Source organism: Brevibacillus sp. M2.1A (assembly GCF_013284355.2).
Classification (GTDB): domain Bacteria; phylum Bacillota; class Bacilli; order Brevibacillales; family Brevibacillaceae; genus Brevibacillus.
On the sequence record NZ_JABSUY020000001.1, the window covers coordinates 4174584 to 4196782 of the forward strand.

21 protein-coding genes are annotated in these 22199 nt (G+C 46.9%); 4 read left to right on the top strand and 17 right to left on the bottom strand.

Features of this window, described 5'->3' with window-relative positions; all coding sequences use genetic code 11:
- Positions 1-10: 10 nt before the first annotated feature.
- The 3 genes from HP567_RS19935 to cbpB all read left to right on the top strand — a co-directional run bounded on the left by HP567_RS19935 (position 11) and on the right by cbpB (position 2787).
- Positions 11-853 carry a lipoate--protein ligase family protein gene (locus HP567_RS19935; protein ID WP_173607952.1) on the top strand — a complete coding sequence of 281 codons (843 nt, stop codon included), beginning with the start codon at positions 11-13 and terminating at the stop codon, positions 851-853.
- 58 nt (positions 854-911) lie between these two features.
- The gene (locus HP567_RS19940; protein ID WP_173607953.1) at positions 912-2051 is read left to right on the top strand and encodes an acyltransferase; all 1140 of its coding nucleotides are present in this window, start codon (positions 912-914) and stop codon (positions 2049-2051) included.
- Positions 2052-2316: 265 nt separating this feature from the next.
- Complete coding sequence (gene cbpB / locus HP567_RS19945) at positions 2317-2787, top strand: cyclic-di-AMP-binding protein CbpB (RefSeq protein ID WP_173607954.1); 471 nt, start codon at positions 2317-2319, stop codon at positions 2785-2787.
- Positions 2788-2854: 67 nt separating this feature from the next.
- Here the strand turns inward: cbpB and HP567_RS19950 are convergent, their stop codons facing one another.
- The 3 genes from HP567_RS19950 to HP567_RS19960 form a co-directional block, all read right to left on the bottom strand.
- Positions 2855-3955, bottom strand: coding sequence for a YheC/YheD family endospore coat-associated protein (locus HP567_RS19950; protein ID WP_173607955.1), 1101 nt, complete (start codon positions 3953-3955; stop codon positions 2855-2857).
- 163 nt (positions 3956-4118) lie between these two features.
- Positions 4119-4679: a tRNA (mnm(5)s(2)U34)-methyltransferase gene (locus HP567_RS19955; protein ID WP_047067757.1), complete on the bottom strand. Its 561-nt coding sequence runs from the start codon at positions 4677-4679 to the stop codon at positions 4119-4121.
- Between the two features lie 33 nt (positions 4680-4712).
- The gene (locus HP567_RS19960) at positions 4713-5462 is read right to left on the bottom strand and encodes an MBL fold metallo-hydrolase (protein ID WP_173607956.1); all 750 of its coding nucleotides are present in this window, start codon (positions 5460-5462) and stop codon (positions 4713-4715) included.
- A gap of 53 nt (positions 5463-5515) precedes the next feature.
- Between HP567_RS19960 and HP567_RS19965 the strand changes: the two genes are divergently transcribed.
- Complete coding sequence (locus tag HP567_RS19965; RefSeq protein ID WP_173607957.1) at positions 5516-6550, top strand: YkvI family membrane protein; 1035 nt, start codon at positions 5516-5518, stop codon at positions 6548-6550.
- Between the two features lie 46 nt (positions 6551-6596).
- On the opposite strand, the gene HP567_RS19970 is transcribed toward HP567_RS19965, so the two are convergent.
- The 14 genes from HP567_RS19970 to HP567_RS20035 all read right to left on the bottom strand — a co-directional run bounded on the left by HP567_RS19970 (position 6597) and on the right by HP567_RS20035 (position 22161).
- Complete coding sequence (locus tag HP567_RS19970) at positions 6597-7463, bottom strand: 2-oxoacid:ferredoxin oxidoreductase subunit beta (protein ID WP_047067761.1); 867 nt, start codon at positions 7461-7463, stop codon at positions 6597-6599.
- Positions 7435-9213: a 2-oxoacid:acceptor oxidoreductase subunit alpha gene (locus tag HP567_RS19975; RefSeq protein WP_173607958.1), complete on the bottom strand. Its 1779-nt coding sequence runs from the start codon at positions 9211-9213 to the stop codon at positions 7435-7437. The genes HP567_RS19970 and HP567_RS19975 overlap by 29 nt, the downstream gene beginning before the upstream one ends.
- A 193-nt stretch (positions 9214-9406) precedes the next feature.
- Positions 9407-10345, bottom strand: a complete 939-nt coding sequence (locus HP567_RS19980) for a dipeptidase (RefSeq protein ID WP_173607959.1) — start codon at positions 10343-10345, stop codon at positions 9407-9409.
- A 109-nt stretch (positions 10346-10454) separates the two neighbouring features.
- Positions 10455-10715: a stage V sporulation protein SpoVS gene (gene spoVS, locus HP567_RS19985; RefSeq protein WP_003385776.1), complete on the bottom strand. Its 261-nt coding sequence runs from the start codon at positions 10713-10715 to the stop codon at positions 10455-10457.
- Between the two features lie 118 nt (positions 10716-10833).
- Positions 10834-11628, bottom strand: coding sequence for a TIGR00282 family metallophosphoesterase (locus HP567_RS19990; protein WP_173607960.1), 795 nt, complete (start codon positions 11626-11628; stop codon positions 10834-10836).
- A 109-nt stretch (positions 11629-11737) separates the two neighbouring features.
- Positions 11738-13279, bottom strand: a complete 1542-nt coding sequence (gene rny, locus HP567_RS19995) for a ribonuclease Y (protein WP_173607961.1) — start codon at positions 13277-13279, stop codon at positions 11738-11740.
- Positions 13280-13552: 273 nt separating this feature from the next.
- Entirely contained in the window at positions 13553-14194 is a 642-nt protein-coding gene (locus HP567_RS20000; protein WP_173607962.1) for a RecX family transcriptional regulator, read from the bottom strand.
- A gap of 67 nt (positions 14195-14261) precedes the next feature.
- A complete protein-coding gene (gene recA / locus HP567_RS20005; protein ID WP_048033393.1) occupies positions 14262-15320 on the bottom strand; it encodes a recombinase RecA in 1059 nt (352 codons plus the stop codon).
- 168 nt (positions 15321-15488) lie between these two features.
- The gene (locus HP567_RS20010; protein WP_016743381.1) at positions 15489-17078 is read right to left on the bottom strand and encodes a DEAD/DEAH box helicase; all 1590 of its coding nucleotides are present in this window, start codon (positions 17076-17078) and stop codon (positions 15489-15491) included.
- An 8-nt stretch (positions 17079-17086) separates the two neighbouring features.
- On the bottom strand, positions 17087-18331 hold the full coding sequence (locus HP567_RS20015; RefSeq protein WP_173607963.1) for a competence/damage-inducible protein A: 1245 nt from the start codon (positions 18329-18331) through the stop codon (positions 17087-17089).
- A gap of 107 nt (positions 18332-18438) precedes the next feature.
- Positions 18439-19014: a CDP-diacylglycerol--glycerol-3-phosphate 3-phosphatidyltransferase gene (gene pgsA / locus HP567_RS20020; RefSeq protein WP_173607964.1), complete on the bottom strand. Its 576-nt coding sequence runs from the start codon at positions 19012-19014 to the stop codon at positions 18439-18441.
- Positions 19015-20361: a 30S ribosomal protein S12 methylthiotransferase RimO gene (rimO, locus tag HP567_RS20025; protein ID WP_173607965.1), complete on the bottom strand. Its 1347-nt coding sequence runs from the start codon at positions 20359-20361 to the stop codon at positions 19015-19017.
- Positions 20362-20472: 111 nt separating this feature from the next.
- Entirely contained in the window at positions 20473-21369 is an 897-nt protein-coding gene (locus tag HP567_RS20030) for a helix-turn-helix domain-containing protein (protein WP_173607966.1), read from the bottom strand.
- A gap of 12 nt (positions 21370-21381) precedes the next feature.
- Positions 21382-22161 carry a YmfK family protein gene (locus tag HP567_RS20035; protein WP_173607967.1) on the bottom strand — a complete coding sequence of 260 codons (780 nt, stop codon included), beginning with the start codon at positions 22159-22161 and terminating at the stop codon, positions 21382-21384.
- Between the last annotated feature and the right edge of the window lie 38 nt (positions 22162-22199).

Genomic DNA, 22199 nt, shown 5'->3' on the forward strand with positions numbered 1-22199 from the left:
GAGCCTTCCTATGTCATTTTCTGTTAATCAACCGTTCCGCTGGATGGACTCCGGTACTTACCAGGATAGTCCACTTGAGCCTTTAATTCGTGATGAAGCGTTGGCAGCAAGTATGCAACATGAATCAGCAACACCTGTCATTCATCTCTGGGTGTACGATCAGGCGCTGTATCTCGGCCGCAGAGACGCCAAGCTTCCCCATCTCCAGCAGGCCTTGCGCAAGTTCGGTCAAGATGGCTTTGGTTGTGTTCTTCGCTCGTCTGGTGGCGCTTGTGTTCCGCTTGATGCTGGCGTACTCAATATGGCTTGTTTATTGCCCGACACGTCGATTTCCATTGACTCCTTCTTCTCGTTTGTTGCCCAGCTTCTTAATGTGGGCCTGCGTGATTACGGAAAGCTGGAATTTGGAGAAGTGACGGGTTCGTACTGTGCAGGGGAATACGATTTTTCCATTCACGGTAAAAAAATCGGAGGCATGGCACAAAGACGCACGCGACACGGCTCTATTTTGCAATTATGCATTAACGTAGACGATCGACCTCGCGGGGAATGGATGGAGCGCTTTTACCGTCTCGCCGGCTTGGATGAAATGCAGAGTCATAAGCCAATTCCTTCCATCGATGCTTCGACCGTTGGCAGCATTGCAAGTTTGACTGGAAAATTGGCCACCATGGATGATGTAAAAGCACGTCTATTGGAGACAATCCGTTCTGAGTGGGCTGTATCACCTACCCCCTTTTATGTGCAAAATGAGTTAGTGACAGAGTCGAGGCAACATTTGTCGCAGCGATTACACTTATTTTCTTATACCGCAAAAGAACTGGCCGCACCTGACTGGCACTTACCCGAATAACGGGCATTTTACTTGCTTTTGATTCTCCAGGTGCTGCCGGTAAAATTCTGGAGGAATTATGAATAGCAATCGAAAGGGGACGTTTCAGGATCTGAATGCCCTTTTTGTTTTTGGGGCTCTTACTGTCTTGATGATTCACATCCTCAGTTTTTTTCTCGCAAATGAGAAGACGTATCCGTGGAATAGTGATTTGCAAGCCGTTCTAATTATCTTATTAAAATTCGGTCGCTCCTTGTTTATCTTTGCAACGGGAATGTTGCTGTTTTACTGGTATCAAAACCGACAATTGGATTGGCGTGCTTTCTGGAAAAAACGTTGGCGCGCGGTTATTTTGCCTTACGTAATTTGGACAGCCATTTTCACCTATTTTAAACATCAAACCTTTGACCCTGCCGTGCTGGTAGAACCGTTTTTCGATAGTCTGTTTACGGGTAGCTCTTTCTACCACCTGTACTACATTCCGCTTTACTTGCAATTAAGCTTGTTGTTTTGCCTGATTAAACCGTGGATGGAACGGTACTTGAATTTCCGTTGGATCATCGTTCTATTTATTGGACAAGCGGGTTTGTACGTTCTCTACCACTATTTGTTCATTACGCCGTTATGGGCTATTGATTGGGCAGCAAACCCATTCTTGTCCCTCATGAAGCACACTTATGTTTACGGACAGCATTATGTTTTCATGTACGTATTTACTTTTGCACTCGGCGCTTATGCCGGGATGAATGTGGATAAATGGCGAACATGGGTGAAACGACTTCAAATACCTTCTATCGTCGTGATGGCAAGTGCAGCCGTTTGGCTGGCTTACAGCTATCTTTCCGGGTACAAGAGCTATTACGAGAGCATGAATATTTTCGAGCCGCTTTACTTGGTCTACACACTCTGTGTAATCATCAGCTTTTACCCTGTATCCAGTTATCTAGGCAAACTGCCTAAACTCGGTCCATGGCTTGCCCGGTTGGCCAAACAAAATATGGCTATCTATTTGGTCCATCCGTTGATCTTGTTTTTACTGCAGAGCTACGTCATTCATCGACTTGGCTGGTCGACGCCGTCAATGGTTCTCGGCATGTTCGTGATTACACCGCCACTCTGTATTTTCCTTTACGAGTTGACGACGATGTCCTTTTGGTTCAATCGAAAAAAACGGGTGGAAGCCAAACCCATTTTTAAAAATCAAACGTATAAAGCGTAAGGGAGGAACTGGTTTCCTCTAAGCTCCTAATGTAAAAAACAACAGGATCTCGCATACTAGAACTAGGGACGATTGTTCCACACCTCGATTACTTGCCTGGCGTAACTGCCGGGCTTTTTTTGTTTGAAGCCTCTCCAAAGCCTTGGCAACGCCAAGTTTTCTAAATGTAGCCCTACCGTTTGTATCTCTCTTACGGTATCATAGAAGGGGACCACAGGCAGTTCTTACTGCTATAGACGACAGAAAGAAAAGGTGGTGGATCTGAATGAATCAAGAGATCCCTTTGTTACATATTCCGATCAAAGACCTCATAATCGCGTCCACAAAGGTCGCACATGTGCAGCTAGGTAATTCGCTTGAGCACGCCCTGCTAGTTCTAATCAAGTCAGGCTATTCAGCCGTTCCTGTACTGGATCATCAGTATCGGTTGCATGGGTTAATCAGCACGAATATGATCATGAATAAGACTCTTGGTTTGGAGCGCTTCGAGACTGAGCGTATGTCCGAACATACAGTAGATGATGTGATGGATACGAAGGTCCCTCGATTGCGTGACACCGATGAATTTTTGAAAGCTTTAGAAGTGTCGATAAATCACCCGTTCGTTTGTATTGAAGACGACGAGCACTATTTTCAAGGAATCTTGACTCGAAAATCGATATTGGCTTTGGTATATCGCCACTTTCGCAACCTGCCCTTTCCTTTGGCTGACCAGCAACAGCCGGCAGAATCGTAGGTCACCGTATACGAAAAGACGGGGCATTAAATGCCACCGTCTTTTTCACATTCTTCTGTATTTCTTCTTAGAGCAATTGGCTCGGTGCTAGAAGCTGATGCTTCCGTTTCTTTTTTTCAGCGAGCAATGTCTGGGCATATTCCAGCGGATGACGGTACGTTTGTTTAAACATCGCCTTCTCTCCTGCTTTGAAAAAAGAATAGCGTTGATCACGCACATTGACTTCGATTAAATACGGTTTGCCTCGGTCGTCAATTCCCATATCCATCCCTAAGTCTGCTAATGATGAAAAATGGCGACCGTACTGCTTCGCAATTTCCACCGCCGCTATGCTCACTCTTTCGATAACCGCTTGTTGTTGTTTCACCTCAGGAAAGATGGGGGCCAAAGCTTCCGAAAATGGTACTGCTGTCCCTCCTCGAGAGAGATTGCTCAGCTTGTTTTTCTTATTGGCAACCTTGGCAACCATCCCGCTCACAGTCCACTGTTTCTCTTTGTTTTTCTGTACCGAAACACGAATATCAAACGTTTTTCCTCCATAGTGCGCCAAAGGAATTCCTTGTTGGATCAAAAATCTTTTGTTGCCGACCCAACGTCGCACCGTGGAGAGTAACTGCGAACGAGATAAGATCTGCCGTTTTTTCGATGCAATGAAGTGATAACTGCCTCCGTGCCGTTCAATACGTGCTACCCCAATTCCAACAGATCCAATTGACGGCTTGACGTACACCACCTGGTATTTATCCAAGAACAGACGTAACTGCTCCATGGAATAAGGCACTGTATGCGGCAGATAGCTGCGAATCTGCTCGTTTTTCCAGAGCATCTGATGTACTTTTCTCTTATCCCGTACAACCAAGCCATTGAATACCGTCTTCTTTTGGCTCAATCTTCGAATCACATTTCGCGCTTTTGCATCCCCTGTCAAAACACGATTGTGGATGACTCGCGGGACTGAAACCAGTTGTGAAACAAGTCGGTTTCCGTTCCAAAAATATCCCTTAACCCGTTCATCTCCTGGCCTCACATGCCGCGGATGGAAAAAAACAGGCTCCAATCCAAGCTCTTTACCGATTTCAACATAATAAGGCAGACGCTCATATGACTTGATGCCATGAATTCCTTTCTCCATAAGGGCCCAATCCAACATTATCCCGATTCTGTCCACGTAGATCCCCCTTGCCACATTGCTCTACATAGGGTATGTGCCAGAAATGGCAAGAGCGTGCCTATTTTTGTACACCTATCAGCGACACGACAAAATATTGCATTTCCATCGGAATGATGTCGGATGCTGCGCTTGCCCGGGAAAGGATCGCGTTGCGTTCTTTCTATTGTCCCCTGCGTTCGATGGCAAGTAAAAATGGCGCTTGGTTTTGCTGATTAATGTATTGGTATTTTAAAACCAAATAATCCAATTGACTTAGCTCGTGGCAAAATGCTTCCACTGCCTCTTTTTCCGTCTCTCCCGCCGGATGCCCCCAATAAATCATGACTGTCATGATTCCGCCTGGTCTGAGTACCCTCAACCCTGATTGAATCGCTTGAATGGTACTGCTCGCTTGTGTAGTGATTTCCTTGTCTCCACCCGGCAAATAGCCCAAATTAAACATGATCGCCGCGGCACTAATTTCCAGCTTGTCAATTTCCTCATGACTGGCGAGCTTCATTTCTACCCTGTTTGCCAGACCTTCTCTCTCGAGTCTCTCGCGCGTTTTCTCGATCGCCTGCGGCTGGATATCGAAGGCAATTACTTTCCCTTCTTCTTGTACCAATTGCGCTAAAAATAAGGTGTCATTTCCATTCCCCATCGTGGCGTCAACAACGGTTTCTCCTGCTTGTACGCGTTCGCGAATTAATTTGCGTGCGACTTCTAATACATTTGGAAACAAAGTCACCTCTCCTCTCTATGTACACAAATAGCGTTATAAATCAATTTGCAGACCGATGCTCGCCGCATAAACTGGACCTGCGACAAAGGCATTTGCCTCCGCGATTACTTGAGACTCCTCATAGCCGTAAAACAAATGTGTAATTAATAGCGAGCGGCAGGATAGGGATTGTGCCAACTCTGCCGCTTGGCGAACAGACAGATGCCCATTTGGCTTCGCTGGTAAATTGTAATCCAGATAGGTCCCCTCGCAAATAAACAAATCCGCTTGATTGGCAAAGCCCTCCCAACCTGTTCCTGGTCCACTGTCAGCTCCGTATACGAGGACATGTCCCTCCGCTTCCAAACGCATGGCGTAGCATGGATCTCCGTCACCATGGTCTGTCCGTAAAAAAGTGATCGAGACATCCCCAATGGCAACAGACGTTTCTTCGGTGATGGGGGTAAATGTGGTCGCATCTCGATACACCAATGTCTGAGCATTAGCCACTGGCAACGCAGGGGCGTAGATCGGAAGCGGCTTGTCAGCAGGTCTTTGGCCAAATAACTGATGAACCATCAAACCGTACTGCATGACTCCTACATCCGCAACATGATCATGATGATAGTGGGATAAGAACATGGCATCCAGCTCATAAATGGGCAAATGCTTGCCTAACTGCCCAAGAACACCGCTGCCGCAGTCGAGAAGAATTTTGACTTGGTCTGTCTCGATCAGGTAACCCGGAGTAGCACCTCCTGGGCCAGGATAAGGAGATTGATAGCCTAACACGGTAACGCGCATATTCGGTTCACTTCCTCTCATAGGATGGAGTAAGGTGGGACAGGAGGTCTGGGATGCAAGGAACATGGAGAGCCGCATGGCAGATCGCTTTTACGTATATTGGGACAGTCGTAGGAGCTGGTTTTGCCTCAGGCAAAGAAATTGTAGAGTTCTTTGTTCAATATGGAACACAAGGCTTGGTAGGCATCATTCTGGCGACGACGCTGTTTATTTGGGCCGGCATCCGCGTCATGCTGATTGCCTATCGAATTCAGGCCGATTCCTATCAAGAAGTCAGCATCTATTTATTTGGGCATCCGTTTGGCACTGTATTTAATACCTTGCTTTTAACCGTATTGCTAGGCACTACCTCCGTCATGCTCGCTGCCACCGGTGCGATCTTTTGGGAGTCTTTTCGATTATCTCCCCAAATTGGCATTTGGTTTAGCATGATTTTGATTTTTTTCGTGACGAAAAAAGGGCTGTTTGCCATCCATCAAGTGAACAGCATTTTTGTTCCGATGCTCATTGCCTTTACTGTACTTGTCTTCCTTTACACGAAGCCATGGTTAGATACGAATGTCGTCGTTGAATCGTTACGGCCTTGGGCGTGGCTTAGTTCTCCCTTTTATTATGTTGCCTTAAATGTCACACTTACACAAGCTGTTTTGATTCCGATGGGCAGACAGAGTCCCAGCGAGAAGCCTCTTATCCTAGGGGGAATCATAGGAGGGTTAGGAATAGGCCTTCTACTCTTGCTCGCTTTCGCCTCTCTGTCTGTAAAAATGCCGGGAATCCATCACGCGGAAATGCCCATGATCGCTGTCCTGCAAGGCTTGGGACCAACTATTCCCTTTTTGTTCTCCCTATTGGTGTACGCCGAAATTTTCTCGACTCTTGTGGCAAACGTATTTGGCCTTGCCCAACAGATTAGACAAGTTATCCCCCTTCGAGGTCCGACTATTTTACTAGGGATTTTGCTCATTTGCTATTTGATCAGTTTTATCGGGTTTAGCTCACTTCTACGTTTTCTATACCCACTCTTTGGTCAATTGGTTGTCTTTTTCCTTGTCATGCTCGTGTACAGGCAGTGGCGCGATCGCATGTAACAAAAAAACCTCTCCCGTTAAGGAGAGGTTTTTCACTCTATCAAACTTAAGCAAATTCTTTAACCAATTTTTCGAAGTCTTCTTCAGACAAACGAATGTCTTGGTTAGCCAAACCTTCTTCTTTGAAGCCATTTACGAGAGCTTCGTAAGGTTTTTGCTCAGTGTTTTGGTAGATCAGACCTGTAATCAGGCCTTTGTGTTGCATGGAAGTAGACATTGCTTTGATACGGTCATGTGGATCGTATCCTTCGATCGTGTCTACTGGTACGATGTTCTCTTTGAACCAGTCGTACGTATTTACCTTGTTGTAGGTTACACAAGGGCTGAATACGTTGATCAAGGAGAAGCCTTCGTGTTGGATACCTTTTTCGATCAGTTCAGTCAAGCCCTTCAGATCGCTGGAGAAGGATTGAGCAACGAATGTCGCACCAACAGACAGCGCCAGTTCAACTGGAGAAATGGAGGACTCGATGGAACCTGCCGGTGTAGACTTAGTCACGAAACCAGTCGCAGAACGCGGGGAGGTTTGACCTTTTGTCAGACCGTAGATTTGGTTATCCATTACGATGTACGTGATGTTCATGTTACGACGGATAGCGTGTACAGTATGGCCCATACCGATCGCGAAACCATCCCCGTCACCACCAGCTGCGATAACTGTCAGCTCGCGGTTCGCCATTTTCACACCTTGTGCGATTGGCAGGGAACGTCCGTGAATACCGTGGAAACCATAGCAGTTGATGTAGCCGGAAATACGACCAGAGCAACCGATACCGGAAACAACCGCCAGATTTTCAGGTTCCAGGCCTACGTTCGCTGCGGCGCGTTGAATAGCCGCTTGGATGGAGAAGTCTCCACAGCCTGGGCACCAGTTTGGCTTAACGTTATTTCGAAACTCTTTCATAGTCGCCATGTTTTACCAGCTCCTTCACTTCAGCATAGATTTCCTTCGGCAGGAATGGGTTACCGTCATATTTAAGCACGGATTCGATTTTTTCAGCGTTTCCAACGTGTTGTTTGAGCAAGCTTGTTACTTGCGCTTGGGCGTTGTGCTCTACAACAACAACTTTCTTCGCTTTGTCTACGAGTGCTTTGATTTCTTCAGTTGGGAACGGATGCAGCAAACGAATTTGTGCATGGTTTACTTTGATTCCCTCTTGTTCCAGACGGCCTTTTGCTTCTTGAATCGTACCAATTGTAGAGTTGATACCCACAACCAGGACATCCGCATCAGCGTGAGGAGCATCTGCAGTTACAGCGCCTTTGAAGTTTTTCAGGACGCCTTCCATTTTGCGCATACGTTTATCCATTTGTTGAATACGGTTTGCAGCATTCTCAGATGGACGACCAGTTTGATCATGCTCTACACCAGTTACGTGGTGCAGACCGTATTTTTGACCAGGAATTACACGAGGAGAAACGCCGTCTTCTGTTACTTCATAACGTTTGAACAGGTCGTTTTGCTCTTTTTCTGGCAATTCTTGTCCAGCAAGCAGTTTTCCGCGACGGATTTCTACTTTGCTGTAGTCAAATGGAACAACAGTTTGTTTGCCCAAGGACAGCGTCAAGTCTGTCATCAGGATAACAGGCAGTTGGTATTCTTCCGCAATGTTAAACGCTTCAACTGCATCGTAGAAGCACTCTTCTACTGTGCTTGGCGCGATAACTACTTTTGGAATGTCACCATGCGTACCATAGATCATAGCATTCACATCGGATTGCTCGATTTTAGTAGGCATACCAGTGGATGGGCCACCACGCTGTGTGTTCACGATTACAACAGGTTGTTCCGTGATACCAGCCAGACCAATTGCTTCCATCATCAGGGACAGACCAGGACCTGCAGAAGCAGTCAAGGAACGAGCACCTGCGAAGTTAGCACCGATTGCCATTGTAATAGCAGCAATCTCATCTTCTGTTTGGATAACCGTACCGCCCAATTTAGGCAGCTTTTTAATCAAGTATTCCATTACCTCGGAAGCAGGTGTGATCGGGTAAGCTGGCATGAAACGGCAGCCTGCTGCTACAGCACCCAGAGCGATCGCATCGTTACCGATGAGGAACAGTTGTTTTTGTGGGTCAGCCTTTTCCATTTGGAACTCAGGCAGTTGACCACCAGTCAATTCATTTACAAAATCAAAACCGCGGCGAATGGCATCCATGTTCTTTTCAACCACTTTTTCGCCCTTGCGGAGGAACATATCTTCAACGATGGGACGGAAGCTTTCCACTGCAATGCCGAGGATGGCACTGGAAGCACCAATCGACACCATGTTTTTCATCAGGGAAGTTCCCAGCTCATCAGCGATCTCAGTCAGTGGTACAGTGAAGAAGCGAACTGGCTTCAAGCCGTCCGGCAACTTTGGATTAAATTTCGCATCCGCGATAATGATACCGCCTTCACGAAGCTCATGCGCATTGAAATCGATCGTCTCTTGGTCAAACGCTACGAGAATGTCCAGATCGTCAGAGATCGCACGCATAGGCGTTGTGCTCACGCGAATTTTATTGTTCGTGTGTCCACCCTTAATACGGGAAGAGAAGTGACGGTAGCTATACAGATGGTACCCCATCCGGTTCATCGCCATCGAGAAAATCTCACCAGTACTCTCGATGCCCTCCCCTTGCTGTCCTCCAACTTTCCAGGAAAGTTGACTAATCATTCAGATTCCACCCTTTCAGTGACTGTGAGAAAAGCTGCCTATCACACCTTGAAAAGACTGATAAGATGTGACATTTCTGTGCATAGACAGTAACAATTGTAGTCCTGTCCATGTCAAATTGCAAGTGCTTTTACTCAACTTACTTTTGACCTGAATTTTAATGTTGAACTTGGTACATTAATATCCTCATGCTTTATTGTAGCACGTTTCCGAAAACACGCAACCAATTTCCTTGCACAAATTTCAATACTTCCGCCTCTTTATAACGTTTTAACAAAGCTTCTAGTAACTGGGAGTAATCTGCTGCGGATACCATATCTCCAAACGTCTCGGTAATCCCATCGAAATCGGAGCCAAAACCTACGTGGTCTACGCCACCCAATGCGCAGATATGATCCAAGTGGCGCAACAAGTCGTCGATCCAGACCGTGCGCTTCTCCGATACGGTAAAGAAGTCTACAAACGTCAAGCCAATCGCGCCATCTTTGGCGATTAACGCTCGAATTTGCTCGTCCGTCAAATTGCGAGAGTGATGACATAGGCTTCTCACGTTTGAGTGTGAAGCGATCACGGGTGCTTTCGAGCATTCTAGTACATCCCAGAATCCTGGATCGGCTAAATGCGAAACATCAATAATCATCCCCAGCCGATTCATTTCATCAATGACTTCTCGTCCAAATGAAGTAAGTCCACCTGGATTCGGCTCTCCATTTCCACTCGCTAGAGCATTGCCATGATTCCAGGTCAGTGTCATTCCTCGTACACCAAGCCGATACCACGTACGTAGCTGAACGAGGCTCTCTTCTAATGCATGCGCACCTTCTACAAACAGAATAGCCCCTTTCTGTCCCTTTAATACGCATTCAGCCAAATCTGCCTTTGTAAAAATGGGACGGAATTGATCACCTGCCACCTTTTGATAAAAAATATCGATCATTTCTAGCACAGTATGAAAACGTCGTCCAAACGGCACCTGAGATGGGACGAAACAGGCAAGCACTTGTATGTCTACATTCCCTTTTTCAAGAGCGGTAAAACCAGATTGCAAGAGCTTGTCTTCTTTATAAAAGTCCAGCTCGGGATTCTGCCATAGCTTGCATAATACATCGCAATGCGCATCAAAGATTTTCATATGGAAACGCTCCTTCTCTTCGATAACTTCGGAGGGTCATACTTCTGGACAAACGAAAAAACCTGTTCATTCTTCGAACAAACAGGCAGGTGATGCATTTGCAGTTGTATCATCTGGGTTCTACGATTAGTTTGATTGCAGTTCGCTCTTCTCCATCAATCACGATGTCGGTAAAGGCTGGAATACAAATGAGGTCAACTCCACTCGGCGCTACGAACCCTCGTGCGATTGCTACTGCCTTCACAGCTTGATTAAGCGCCCCAGCGCCAATGGCTTGGATCTCAGCCGCTCCTCGTTCACGAAGAACTCCGGCAAGGGCACCAGCAACGGAATTGGGGTTAGACTTTGCTGAAACTTTTAATACTTCCATCCTTTTTGAACCTCCCGTCTGATAGGAATCCTGTCATCATTAGTATGATATTCGCATAACCCCTAAAAATTCCTGCTAACTTGCTTGAAAGATTCAAAAAATTCTAATCTTATTCCCATTATTCCATAAACGGATGGTCAGAGTCAATTCTGATTCGTTCTAGTTTTTTCGCATGGCCTGTCGCTTTATCCAGGGTAATCAGCACCGCATTCAACTGCGCTGGATCTGGCGCTACCTCAAATCGAACAGGGAGCTGCGTCAAAAATTTCTTAATAACAGCTTCGCGTTCCATTCCCAAAATGCCGTTACTTGGGCCGCACATTCCTACATCACACAAAAATCCGGTTCCTTGAGGCAAAATACGCTCATCAGCGGTTTGCACATGGGTATGTGTCCCCACGACCGCTGTTACCTTTCCATCGAGGTACCATGACATTGCTTGCTTCTCGGATGTGGCTTCGGCATGAAAATCTACAAAAATCAGCTTCGTGCGTTTTCGTGCTTGTTCTACGAGCTTGTCAGCCATTTGGAACGGACAGTCGAGAGGTGGCAAGAACGTACGCCCCATCAAATTAATGACGGCTAGTTCCCCTTCAGGTTGTTTGATATATGTAATCCCTTTTCCAGGAGCCCCTTCCGGGAAGTTCGCCGGTCTAATCATCCGCGGCTCATCATCGATAAAATCGAAAATTTCTCTTTGGTCCCACGTATGATTCCCGAGCGTAATCGCGTGAACACCCCACTCGAAAAGCTCCTTGGTAATTTTCTCTGTGATCCCGCGACCATGCGCAGCGTTCTCTCCATTCGCTACGATAAAGGTTGGGTTATATTTTCGTTTCAGTAACGGCAGATATGTTTTCACGATCTCTCTGCCAGGCGAGCCCATAATATCTCCAATGAATAACAACTTCATTACCAAATCACCTCATTGCTAGTATACACAATTCCTCTGCTCATTAGAAAACTTGACTTCGTCAAGCATCTGGTGTGCTACAAAAAAAGTAAAGTGGCACGCAGCCACTTTACTTTGCATACTCAACTGCCCTTGTTTCACGGATAACCGTTACTTTAATATGACCTGGGTAGTCGAGTTCATTTTCAATTCGTTTCGTGATCTCCCGTGCCAGACGGGTAGCTTCCGCATCGTCAATCTTATCAGGTTGAACCATCACGCGAATTTCGCGTCCTGCTTGAATCGCATAAGACTTTTCTACGCCATCGAACGACTCAGAGATTTCTTCCAGTTTCTCCAAACGTCTGATATATGTTTCCAATGTCTCACGGCGTGCACCTGGGCGTGCGGCAGACAGAGCGTCGGCAGCTCCCACGAGCATAGCAATGACGGAAGTTGGTTCGGTATCACCGTGATGAGACGCAATACTGTTCACTACAACGTGATGCTCATTGTACTTCTTAGCCAGTTCTACACCGATTTCCACGTGTGAACCTTCTACTTCATGGTCAATCGCTTTTCCGATATCATGCAGCAAACCTGCACGTTTGGCCAGCTTCACATCTTCTTTCAGTTCTGCCGCCATTAAACCGGCGAGATGTGCCACTTCCATAGAGTGCTTCAGTACGTTTTGACCGTAGCTCGTACGGTAACGCAAGCGTCCGAGAATCTTGATCAAATCTGGATGCAAGCCGTGAACGCCTGTTTCGAACGTTGCTTGCTCACCGTATTCACGGATTCGCTCGTCTACTTCGCGACGCGCTTTTTCCACCATTTCCTCGATGCGAGCTGGGTGAATGCGACCGTCTGCGACCAGTTTATCCAACGCTGTCTTGGCGATTTCCCGACGAATCGGGTCGAAGCCAGACAGGATGACTGCTTCTGGAGTATCGTCAATAATCAGATCGATACCAGTCAACGTCTCCAGGGCACGAATGTTACGTCCTTCCCGTCCGATAATACGTCCCTTCATCTCATCATTTGGCAGCGTAACCACAGAAACGGTTGTTTCTGCTACGTGGTCTGCTGCACAACGTTGAATGGAGGTCGTAATGATCTCACGAGCACGTTTGTCCGCTTCTTCCTTGGCCTGAGTCTCAATCTCCTTGATCATCACAGCCATTTCGTGACGGACGGTATTCTCCACATCTGTGAGAATGATCGTCTTCGCCTCATCCTGCGTCAAACCGGAGATTCGTTCTAGCTCTGATACTTGTTCTTTATATAAGTGCTCTACCTTGCTTTGCAGTTCTGCGATGGCACGGTCACGCTCAGACAATTCTTCTTCTTTGCGCTCCAACTGTTCCATCTTGCGGTCCAACGATTCTTCTTTTTGTAGAATTCGTCGTTCCTGACGCTGGATCTCATTGCGTCTCTCACGCAATTCGGTTTCCGCTTCGGATCGAAGCTTGAACACTTCATCCTTTGCCTCCAGCACCTTCTCCTTCTTAACGGCTTCGGCGTCCCGTTTGGCTTCCTCCACGATCTGTCGTGCAGCTTCTTCTGCACTGGAGATCTTCGCTTCGGCAATCGATTTACGAGTGAAGTAGCCAGCACCCAAGCCGATCAGCAGGGCAACGAGCACAATGACAACAGTAATTATAGGATCCATAGGCTTTTTCGTTTCACCTCCTTATTGTAAGACATCTCCCCGCTTTCCAAGCATTTGTTTTTCATGGAGTGCTCTCACATTTGAACATTCGGCTAAAAAACAAGACCGATTTTACTCGGTCCGCTGAATCCGTACTGCTTTCGCACGGTTTTTCAGTTGTTTCATAGGCATCGAGTGAGCAAATCACAAAAAGTTATGATACACCAAGTAAATACAAACCTATTTTATTATTTGTGAACAAGAATTGTCAAGATCATGCAAATAGAGTTGGCCCTAACTATCGCTTCTATGACGCAATTCTTCACGCATTTGTTGAATGATCGCATGAGAGAATCCCTTGCGCATCAGCATGGACAGCAGCTTGCGTTCTTCCTCGGGGTTCGGGGCACCCTCTATGCGTCGCGCCTTCTTTTCTATCAATGCGCGGGCAGCATCTAGTTCAGCCTGCCTAGACACGCCACTTACTGCGTCCTCTACAATCGCTCTGTCCACTCCTCGCTGCGTAAGCTCCATACGCAGCATATACGAGCTTCTCGGCTTCAAACGCAACCGCTCGTCTACCCATTGCTTCGCAAATGCTTCATCATCGATGTAACCGTGATCCTTGCAGCGTTGACATATCTCTTCGGCAATTTGCGAAGAAAATCCCTTCTCTACCAAATAAGAATGCAGCTGACTGCTTGTCCGTGGGCGTATACCGAGGTATCGCAAAGCTCCTAAATACGCTTTATGCTTTTCTTCTGCTATCAGGACTTCTCGGCAAAAAGCTTCATCTAATTCTGTTCCCTTAAATAGGTTGTACTTTACCAGTATGTCTTCATGTACGGTAATGGCATACTCGCCTTCTACATCGATATGGTAGCGTTGCTTTTGTTTGATATCTCGATGAACGGCAGTGATCAGGCCGCTCTTCATGATGATTCACTCCTTCGCAAAGCTAAAATAACAGCCTGTCTCATCGACAGGCTGCTGTTTTACTTTCTTACTCCAGATCAAATGTAGGCTCTTCATCTTGCTCTGGGTCATGCTCTGCCTCTACTTCTGGAACAGAACCAGGGTTCAGGCTGAAGTATTCGCGCACTTTCGTTTCAATCTGTGATGCAATGTGCGGATTTTCCTTCAGGAAGACTTTCGAATTTTCTCTACCTTGGCCGAGACGTTCTTCGTTGAAGGAATACCAAGCACCACTCTTTTGCACGACATCAATCTCAGAACCGATGTCGAGAATGCTACCTTCTCTGGAAATACCTTCACCGTACATGATGTCCACTTCTGCAACCTTAAATGGTGGAGCCACTTTATTTTTGACAACTTTGATCTTTGTCTTGCTACCCAAAATGTCGTTGCCGACTTTGATAGATTCCGCTTTACGAACATCCAAACGAACACTCGCGTAGAACTTCAAAGCGCGTCCACCTGGAGTTGTTTCCGGGTTACCGAACATAACTCCCACTTTTTCACGAAGCTGGTTGATGAAGATCGCAATCGTTTTGGACTTGTTGATGGCACCGGACAGCTTGCGAAGTGCTTGGGACATCAAGCGTGCTTGCAAACCTACGTGGGAATCTCCCATCTCGCCCTCGATCTCTGCTTTTGGCACGAGTGCCGCAACGGAGTCCACTACGATAATATCTACTGCACCCGAACGCACCAATGCTTCCGCGATCTCCAACGCTTGCTCACCAGTGTCTGGTTGGGACAAGAGCAATTCGTCGATGTTCACACCCAGCTTTGCAGCGTAAACCGGATCCAGGGCATGCTCAGCATCGATAAACGCAGCCTGTCCGCCTTGTCTTTGTACTTCTGCGATTGCATGAAGTGCTACTGTTGTTTTACCAGAAGACTCTGGTCCGTAAATCTCAATAATCCGTCCACGTGGGAATCCGCCCACACCAAGTGCGATATCAAGAGCAAGCGCTCCGCTCGATACAGTAGAAATCTGAACGTTGGATACTTCCCCCAACTTCATAATGGAACCTTTTCCGAATTGCTTTTCTATCTGACGCAATGCACTCTCCAAAGCTGCGCGACGATCTGACAAATGGTACACACCCTTTCAATTTTTCGCTTCTGTTTTGCTTGTCTTCATCATACCTCGAGACAGAAGTGTTTGCCAAGTATTTTTTACGAACAAATATTCGCATCGTAAAAAAGCAGCCATTTCCTGGTTATTCCCAGTGAAATGGCTGCTTTGTGTCATGCACCCTAATTAGGAACGCTTCGCTCCGCGAGGCTTTGCAGGCTCCAGATTGATTCGTTTTCCGTTGATGCGTGTTTGACGCAGTGACTCATATACGAATGCCGCTACCTCTTCTGGAACCTCAACAAATGTGAAGTTCTCGAAAATGTCGATGCGACCTACTGATTTTCCCGGGATACCAACAGATTCAGAGATTTCTCTTACCAGATCCTGTGGCTTCATGTTCGCATTGCGACCTACGTTCAGGAAGAAGCGAACCATGCCTTTTGCTGCACCCGTCTCACCAAAGTTGTACGCTTCTACTTCCTGCCCTTGTCCTGCTTCGGTATGGAATGCGAGGTGTAATGCAGCAGCAGCTACTTTTTCAGCCGGGTATTGACCTACGAGAGCATCCGCTACTTTTTGATACATATCCGCGATTGCATCGCTTTCCAAAAGGCTAGTCAACTGTTCGCGCAATTGCTCTTGTTTGCGCTCAGCCACTTCCTCCAGGGAAGGAACATTGCGAGAGAGCACTTGTGCTTTTGTCTGCTTTTGGATAAACATCATTTGTCTTACTTCACGAGGCGTAACCAGCGTCATCGCAATTCCTTTGCGACCAGCGCGACCTGTACGGCCAATACGGTGCACGTAGCTCTCAGAGTCTTGTGGAATATCGTAGTTGATTACGTGAGAAACGTTTCCTACGTCGATACCACGTGCTGCTACGTCTGTTGCAATCAGGAATTCAATCGAGCCTTCGCGGAACGCATTCATGACCTTGTCACGTTGTGCCTGTGACAAGTCGCCATGCAAACCATCTGCAAGGTATCCGCGGGATTGCAGCACTTCGGACAGCTCATCTACACCGCGCTTGGTACGGCAGAAAATGATTCCCAACTCTACATCCTCGCTGTCCAGAATACGGCAGAGGCTCTCTACTTTGTTACGGTCAAACACTTTGTAGTATACCTGTTCAATCAATGGCGCCGTTACTTCTTCACGGCTCACCGCGATCGTTTGCGGCTGTTTCATGTAACGGGTAGCCAAACGCTTGATTTCTGGCGGCATCGTCGCAGAGAACAGCAAGGTTTGACGCTCTTCCGGCATATGTGTGATGATCGTTTCGATATCTTCGATGAAGCCCATGTCCAGCATTTCATCCGCTTCATCCAAAACGAGTGTATGTACGTGATCCAGCTTCAATGTTTTGCGGCGCAAGTGATCCATGACACGACCAGGCGTACCTACGACGATTTGTACACCTTGACGGAGTGCACGAATTTGATGTCCGATCGATTGTCCGCCATAGATTGGCAGCGTACGAACTTTGTTGTATTTGGAGATGCGCAGGAGCTCTCCCGCAACCTGGATAGCCAGCTCACGAGTGGGTGTCAGCACGATCGCTTGAACACGATTGGCAGGCGTAATCTTTTCTACAAGTGGAATCCCGAATGCAGCAGTTTTACCAGTACCTGTCTGCGCTTGACCAATCAGGTCTCCGCCATCCAGAACTTTTGGAATGCAAGCTGCCTGAATCGGTGATGGCTCTTCGAAGCCCATATCGTGAATCGCTTGCAGAATAGATTTATGTAAAGGAAAATCAGAAAAAATCGTCATGAAAAAAATCACCTTTCTTTTTGCATTTGCAGCGCATAAAACAACGCGTATTTAGCGGCACGCCCAACAATTGCATGCCTTCTTCCGGCAAGGCGCAGCTCTTTTACAACTGTGGGTATTCCTTCTGCCGCGATCCCTACGTAAACAAGGCCAACAGGCTTGCCCTCGGATGGATCGGGGCCAGCTACTCCCGTGACAGAAATCCCGTAAGTAGCTCCCAGCTTTTCTCGTACATGCTCAGCCAGCAATTGAGCTGTTTTCTCACTGACTGCCCCATCTGTTTGCAAAATGGAATCAGGTACTTCGAGTAGCTGGTTTTTCACTTCATTGGTGTAGCAGACAACCCCGCCACGAAACACATGCGAGCTTCCCGGTACAGAGGTAATCAACGAGGCAATTGCTCCTCCTGTGCAGCTTTCTGCACAAGCAATCGTCTCATTTCTTTTTTTCAGCTCAGCAACCAGCACATCATGCAGCGACGAGTTCTCGCCCATCCCGTACATATACTGGCCAACACGGCTGAGAATTTCTTTTTCTACAGGCAAAATCAGGGCTTCCCCTTCTTCGACTGTAGTAGCTCTTGCCGTAATCCGCAGCGTTACTTCGAATTCTTTGGCGTAAGGCGCGATCGTTGGATTGTCCTGCTTTTCGATCAAATCGAGCAGTTTTTCCTCCAAAGCGGATTCGCCTATCCCGTAGAAGCGGAGTACATGAGAGTGAAACACTTGTTTTTCGGGGAGCAAATCAGTCAAGTAAGGCATCACGTAATTCTCCACCATTGGATACATCTCACTTGGTGGTCCCGGCAACAGCACGAACGTACTACTGTCATGACGGATCGCCATCCCCGGCGCCATCCCGAAATCGTTGGAGAATACATGGCTGCCAGAAAGCACCAGCGCCTGCTTACGATTGTTCTCCGTCATGACAATCCCACGTTGCGAAAAGAATTTTTCAATTCTCTCCATGGCCTCTGAATTCGTTTCCAATCCAATGCCTACATGCCCCGCCAAGGTCTCTTTTGTCAAATCATCTTGAGTCGGCCCTAGCCCACCCGTGAAAATGACGAGATCAGATCGTCCTGATGCCAATCGAATCACTTGTAGCAATCGCTCCGTGTTGTCTCCCACAACCGTATGAAAGTATACTCCCACGCCAATTTCCGCCAGCTTCTGAGAAAGAAACTGTGCGTTGGTGTTAGCGATTTGGCCTAACAAAAGCTCGGTACCTACCGCGATAATCTCCGCTCTCATCTTCCTCATCCATTCTCTTTGAGAGTAGAAAAGCCTCTAAACTAACAGTTTATCACTTGCAAACGCTCAAGAGAAGAGTCTTGTGAAAAAAGAGACCAATACCCGCATTACGAGTATTGGATCACGTTACGATTTTTCGCAAAGTAGTCGTACCCGGAGTAAATCGTGATGATCACCATCGCCCAAGTAGCTACTTCGTCGAACGGAATACCGAAGAACCCAAATGGGAAGTTGCGAATCATGACAGCCGTAATCGCTACGATCTGCACCCATGTTTTCAGTTTACCCAATGCACTCGCAGCAATTACCTGTCCTTCTGCCGCAGCAACTAGCCGTAGACCCGTTACTGCAAACTCCCGGCTGATAATGACAATCGCAATCCACGCTTCCAAACGCTGCATCTCTACGAGTGAAATGAGTGCTGCAGAAATCAACAGCTTATCAGCAAGCGGGTCCAGAAACTTCCCCAAGTTCGTCACGATTTTCTTTTTCCGTGCAATATAACCGTCGAGTCCGTCCGTACTGGCTGCTAGGATAAACACCAAAGCCGCAATCAGCTCGTTATACGTCATCGTCAGGCTGCCAATCGAAAATGTCCCGATGTTGTAACGCACCAGCAGAAAAAACATAACTACCGGCACCAGAAAAATCCTGGCGAGGGTGATGCGGTTGGCGAGATTCACCTAGACTACCTCCCCGGCTAAATCGTATTCATAGGAGTGAGTTATTTTTACTTTTACGATGGTACCCAGTTCGCCTTTAAAACCGGTGACGAATACTTCACCATCGATTTCCGGAGCGTCATACTGTGTTCGACCTACATAAATATCGTTACGTCCTTCGTAGCGTTCAATCAAAACTTCCAAGACTTGACCAACAAAGCGTCCGTTACGATCTCCAGCTACTTCACGCTGAATTTCCATCAGCATGTTCGCACGTTTTTCCTTAACCTCTTCGTCTACATGGTCAGGCAATCGGGAAGCTGGCGTGTCATCCTCGTTGGAGTAAGTAAATACACCCAGTCGATCAAAACGGATATCCTTCACAAACTCGCTAAGACGCTCGAAGTCTTCCTCTGTTTCCCCAGGGAACCCTACGATCAACGAGGTACGCAGAGCAACGTCTGGAACCTGCGCGCGAATTTTTGCAACCAGCGCACGAATGTCCGTCTGTCTACCTGGGCGACGCATTCTTTTCAGAATATGGTCTTCCGAGTGCTGCAAAGGCATATCTACGTATTTGCACACTTTTGGATTGGTAGCAAAGGTGTGGATCAATTCATCCGTGAAGAATCCAGGGTATGCATAGTGAAGACGAATCCACTCGATGCCCTCGACTTCTGCCAGACGGTTTAAAAGTTCGGGAAGCATCAATTTTCCATCGTAAATATCCGTTCCGTAGTTCGTAGAGTCTTGTGCAATCAGACTTACTTCTACGATCCCTTGTGCCGCCAAATGACGAGCTTCTTCCACAATGGACTCGATTGTACGACTGCGGAATCCTCCACGCATCAAAGGAATCGAGCAGAACGTACAGGCGTTGTCGCAGCCCTCGGCAATTTTAATATATGCGGAGTACGTGCCCTGTTTTACTTTCCGCTTCACGACATCTTCGTACGTAAAAATGGGATTACCTACAAAAATCGGTCGCTTGCCCTCCAGAGATTCTTCGATAATACCTGTAATTGACATAAAATCGCCTGTTCCGACAATGCCATCCACCTCAGGAATCTCATTCAAGATATCCTCTTTGTAACGTTGTGTGAGACAGCCTGCCACCACAAGCGATTTCAGTTTGCCGGCTTCCTTCAATTCACCCATTTCCAGAATCTTATTTACGGATTCTTCCTTGGCTGCATCGATGAAACCGCAGGTATTGACGATAACCACAGTTGCTTCTTCCGGGTTATCAACCAGTTCATAACCTTTTTCATCTATCAGATGGGCCATCATATCCGAATCAACGAGATTCTTTTCACAGCCCAGCGTAACAATCGCTACTTTTTCACGCGTGCCTACCTTCTCTGTCATCTTTTTTCCTCCAATTGGTCACACCAACCCATATTACACCTATCCAGTATAATATAAGCCTAAAGGAAGTGTCAAAAAAGAGAAAAGTACAAAAGGCAAGCATATGCTTGCCTACTGGGTGACCGCCTCTTTTACTTTCATCGTAATATTGGACGGCATTGACTTCATTTTAGACGTGTCTACCAAGACTCCGTTCACTTTCAATTCCACTACAGTCGGTTTGCCCAAACGAATATAAGCGGATTTCCCCAGCTCAATCGTTTTTTCCTGATCCTTCTTGAGCGTGCCCTGCTCAACATACTTTTTGCCTTTTCCTTCCGAAATACCAAACCAGCTCGTTTCATCTTTTATCTTCAGATAAACCGTGATTTTTTCTCCACCTTGCAAGGAATAGCTATACATCGATCCTTGCTGCGATTCAAATGTGATGGTTGCCTGAGGAGTTTCCGTAACGGTCTCAGGTGGGGTTGTTCCTGTTTCAGTATTCGGTGTGGTAATAGAAGGAGGCTTCGGTTGTTGAGCAATCGGGGATGTTGCCGCTCCACCACCAGTGTCAGGCGTGACAATTTCCGCTCCAGGGTTAACTGTTCCACCTGGCATTGGCTGAGTCAACTGACCGTTGTTGTTGACGACAGCGAAATAAATAACCCCGATAATCAAGGCAATAAACAATACGAGCAAGGTTTTGGTAACCCATCGCCCCGCTTGTAATGGATTGTTCGCTGAAGCAACTCTTCTGCGACGCAGTCGCTCTACTTGCTCTGTAGGTGGCTGGGCCGGCAAATCGGACTGAAAGTGAGTCAGGATGTGGTTCGGGTCTAGACCGACAGCTTCCGCATAACTCTTTATAAATGCACGCGCGTAAAAGTGGCCAGGAAGTACGTGAAAATGACCCCTTTCAATTGCTTCCAAATATCGCCGCTGTATCTTGGTGATACGTTGGATGTCGTCGAGCGTGATTCCTTTTTCTTCGCGGGCCCTTTGCAGGACTTGACCTAGCTCAGACACAGCTGCCCCTCCTTAATTCATTTCGAAATTATCAAAGCCGCGATTGTTGATAAGCTCATATGTAATCTCTTCATCCGGATGATGACGCAGCTCAATAATGTAATGGAAATCATCTAGTTGATACTCTGATTCCCTTACGAATATATCCGGATGCTCAATGATTTTTGCGGCAGGAAAGTTCATAATCTCCCGAAGCAAGGTATAGTGCTTTTCTGTCGATCGCAGCGTTGAGACAATTCCATCTATCAAATATACATGATCAGTAGACATTTCATCAATGGCTAAGGAGCTGCGCACCGTCTGGCGCAACAAAGTAGAGGAAATAAATGTCCAACGTTTATTGGCGGATACGCTGGCAGCAATCATTGACTCAGTCTTTCCTACGCGAGGCATTCCCCGAATCCCGATGAGCTGATGACCTTCCTTCTTCAGGATTTCTGCCATGAAATCGACCAGCAAGCCCAGCTCCTCACGAACAAAGCGAAACGTTTTTTTGTCCTCGCTATCCCGTTCAATATAGCGACCATGGCGAACAGCCAAACGATCCAGCATTGTCGGGGGACGTAACCTCGTTATGGTTATGTTGTCCATTTTTTGCACAACGTTGCGCAAAACCTCCATTTTTTCATCATCATCGGTCAAGAGCAGCATACCTCGACGCATGGTATCCACGCCATTGATCGTCACGATGTTGATGTTCAACATCCCCAGAATAGAAGATACGTCCCCTAATAGACCAGGACGGTTACGGGCAATCTCATACTCCATGTACCATTCTTTCTTCGCTTCCATATGCAATCCTCTCCGCCAACCAGAATTCTCTTCTTATG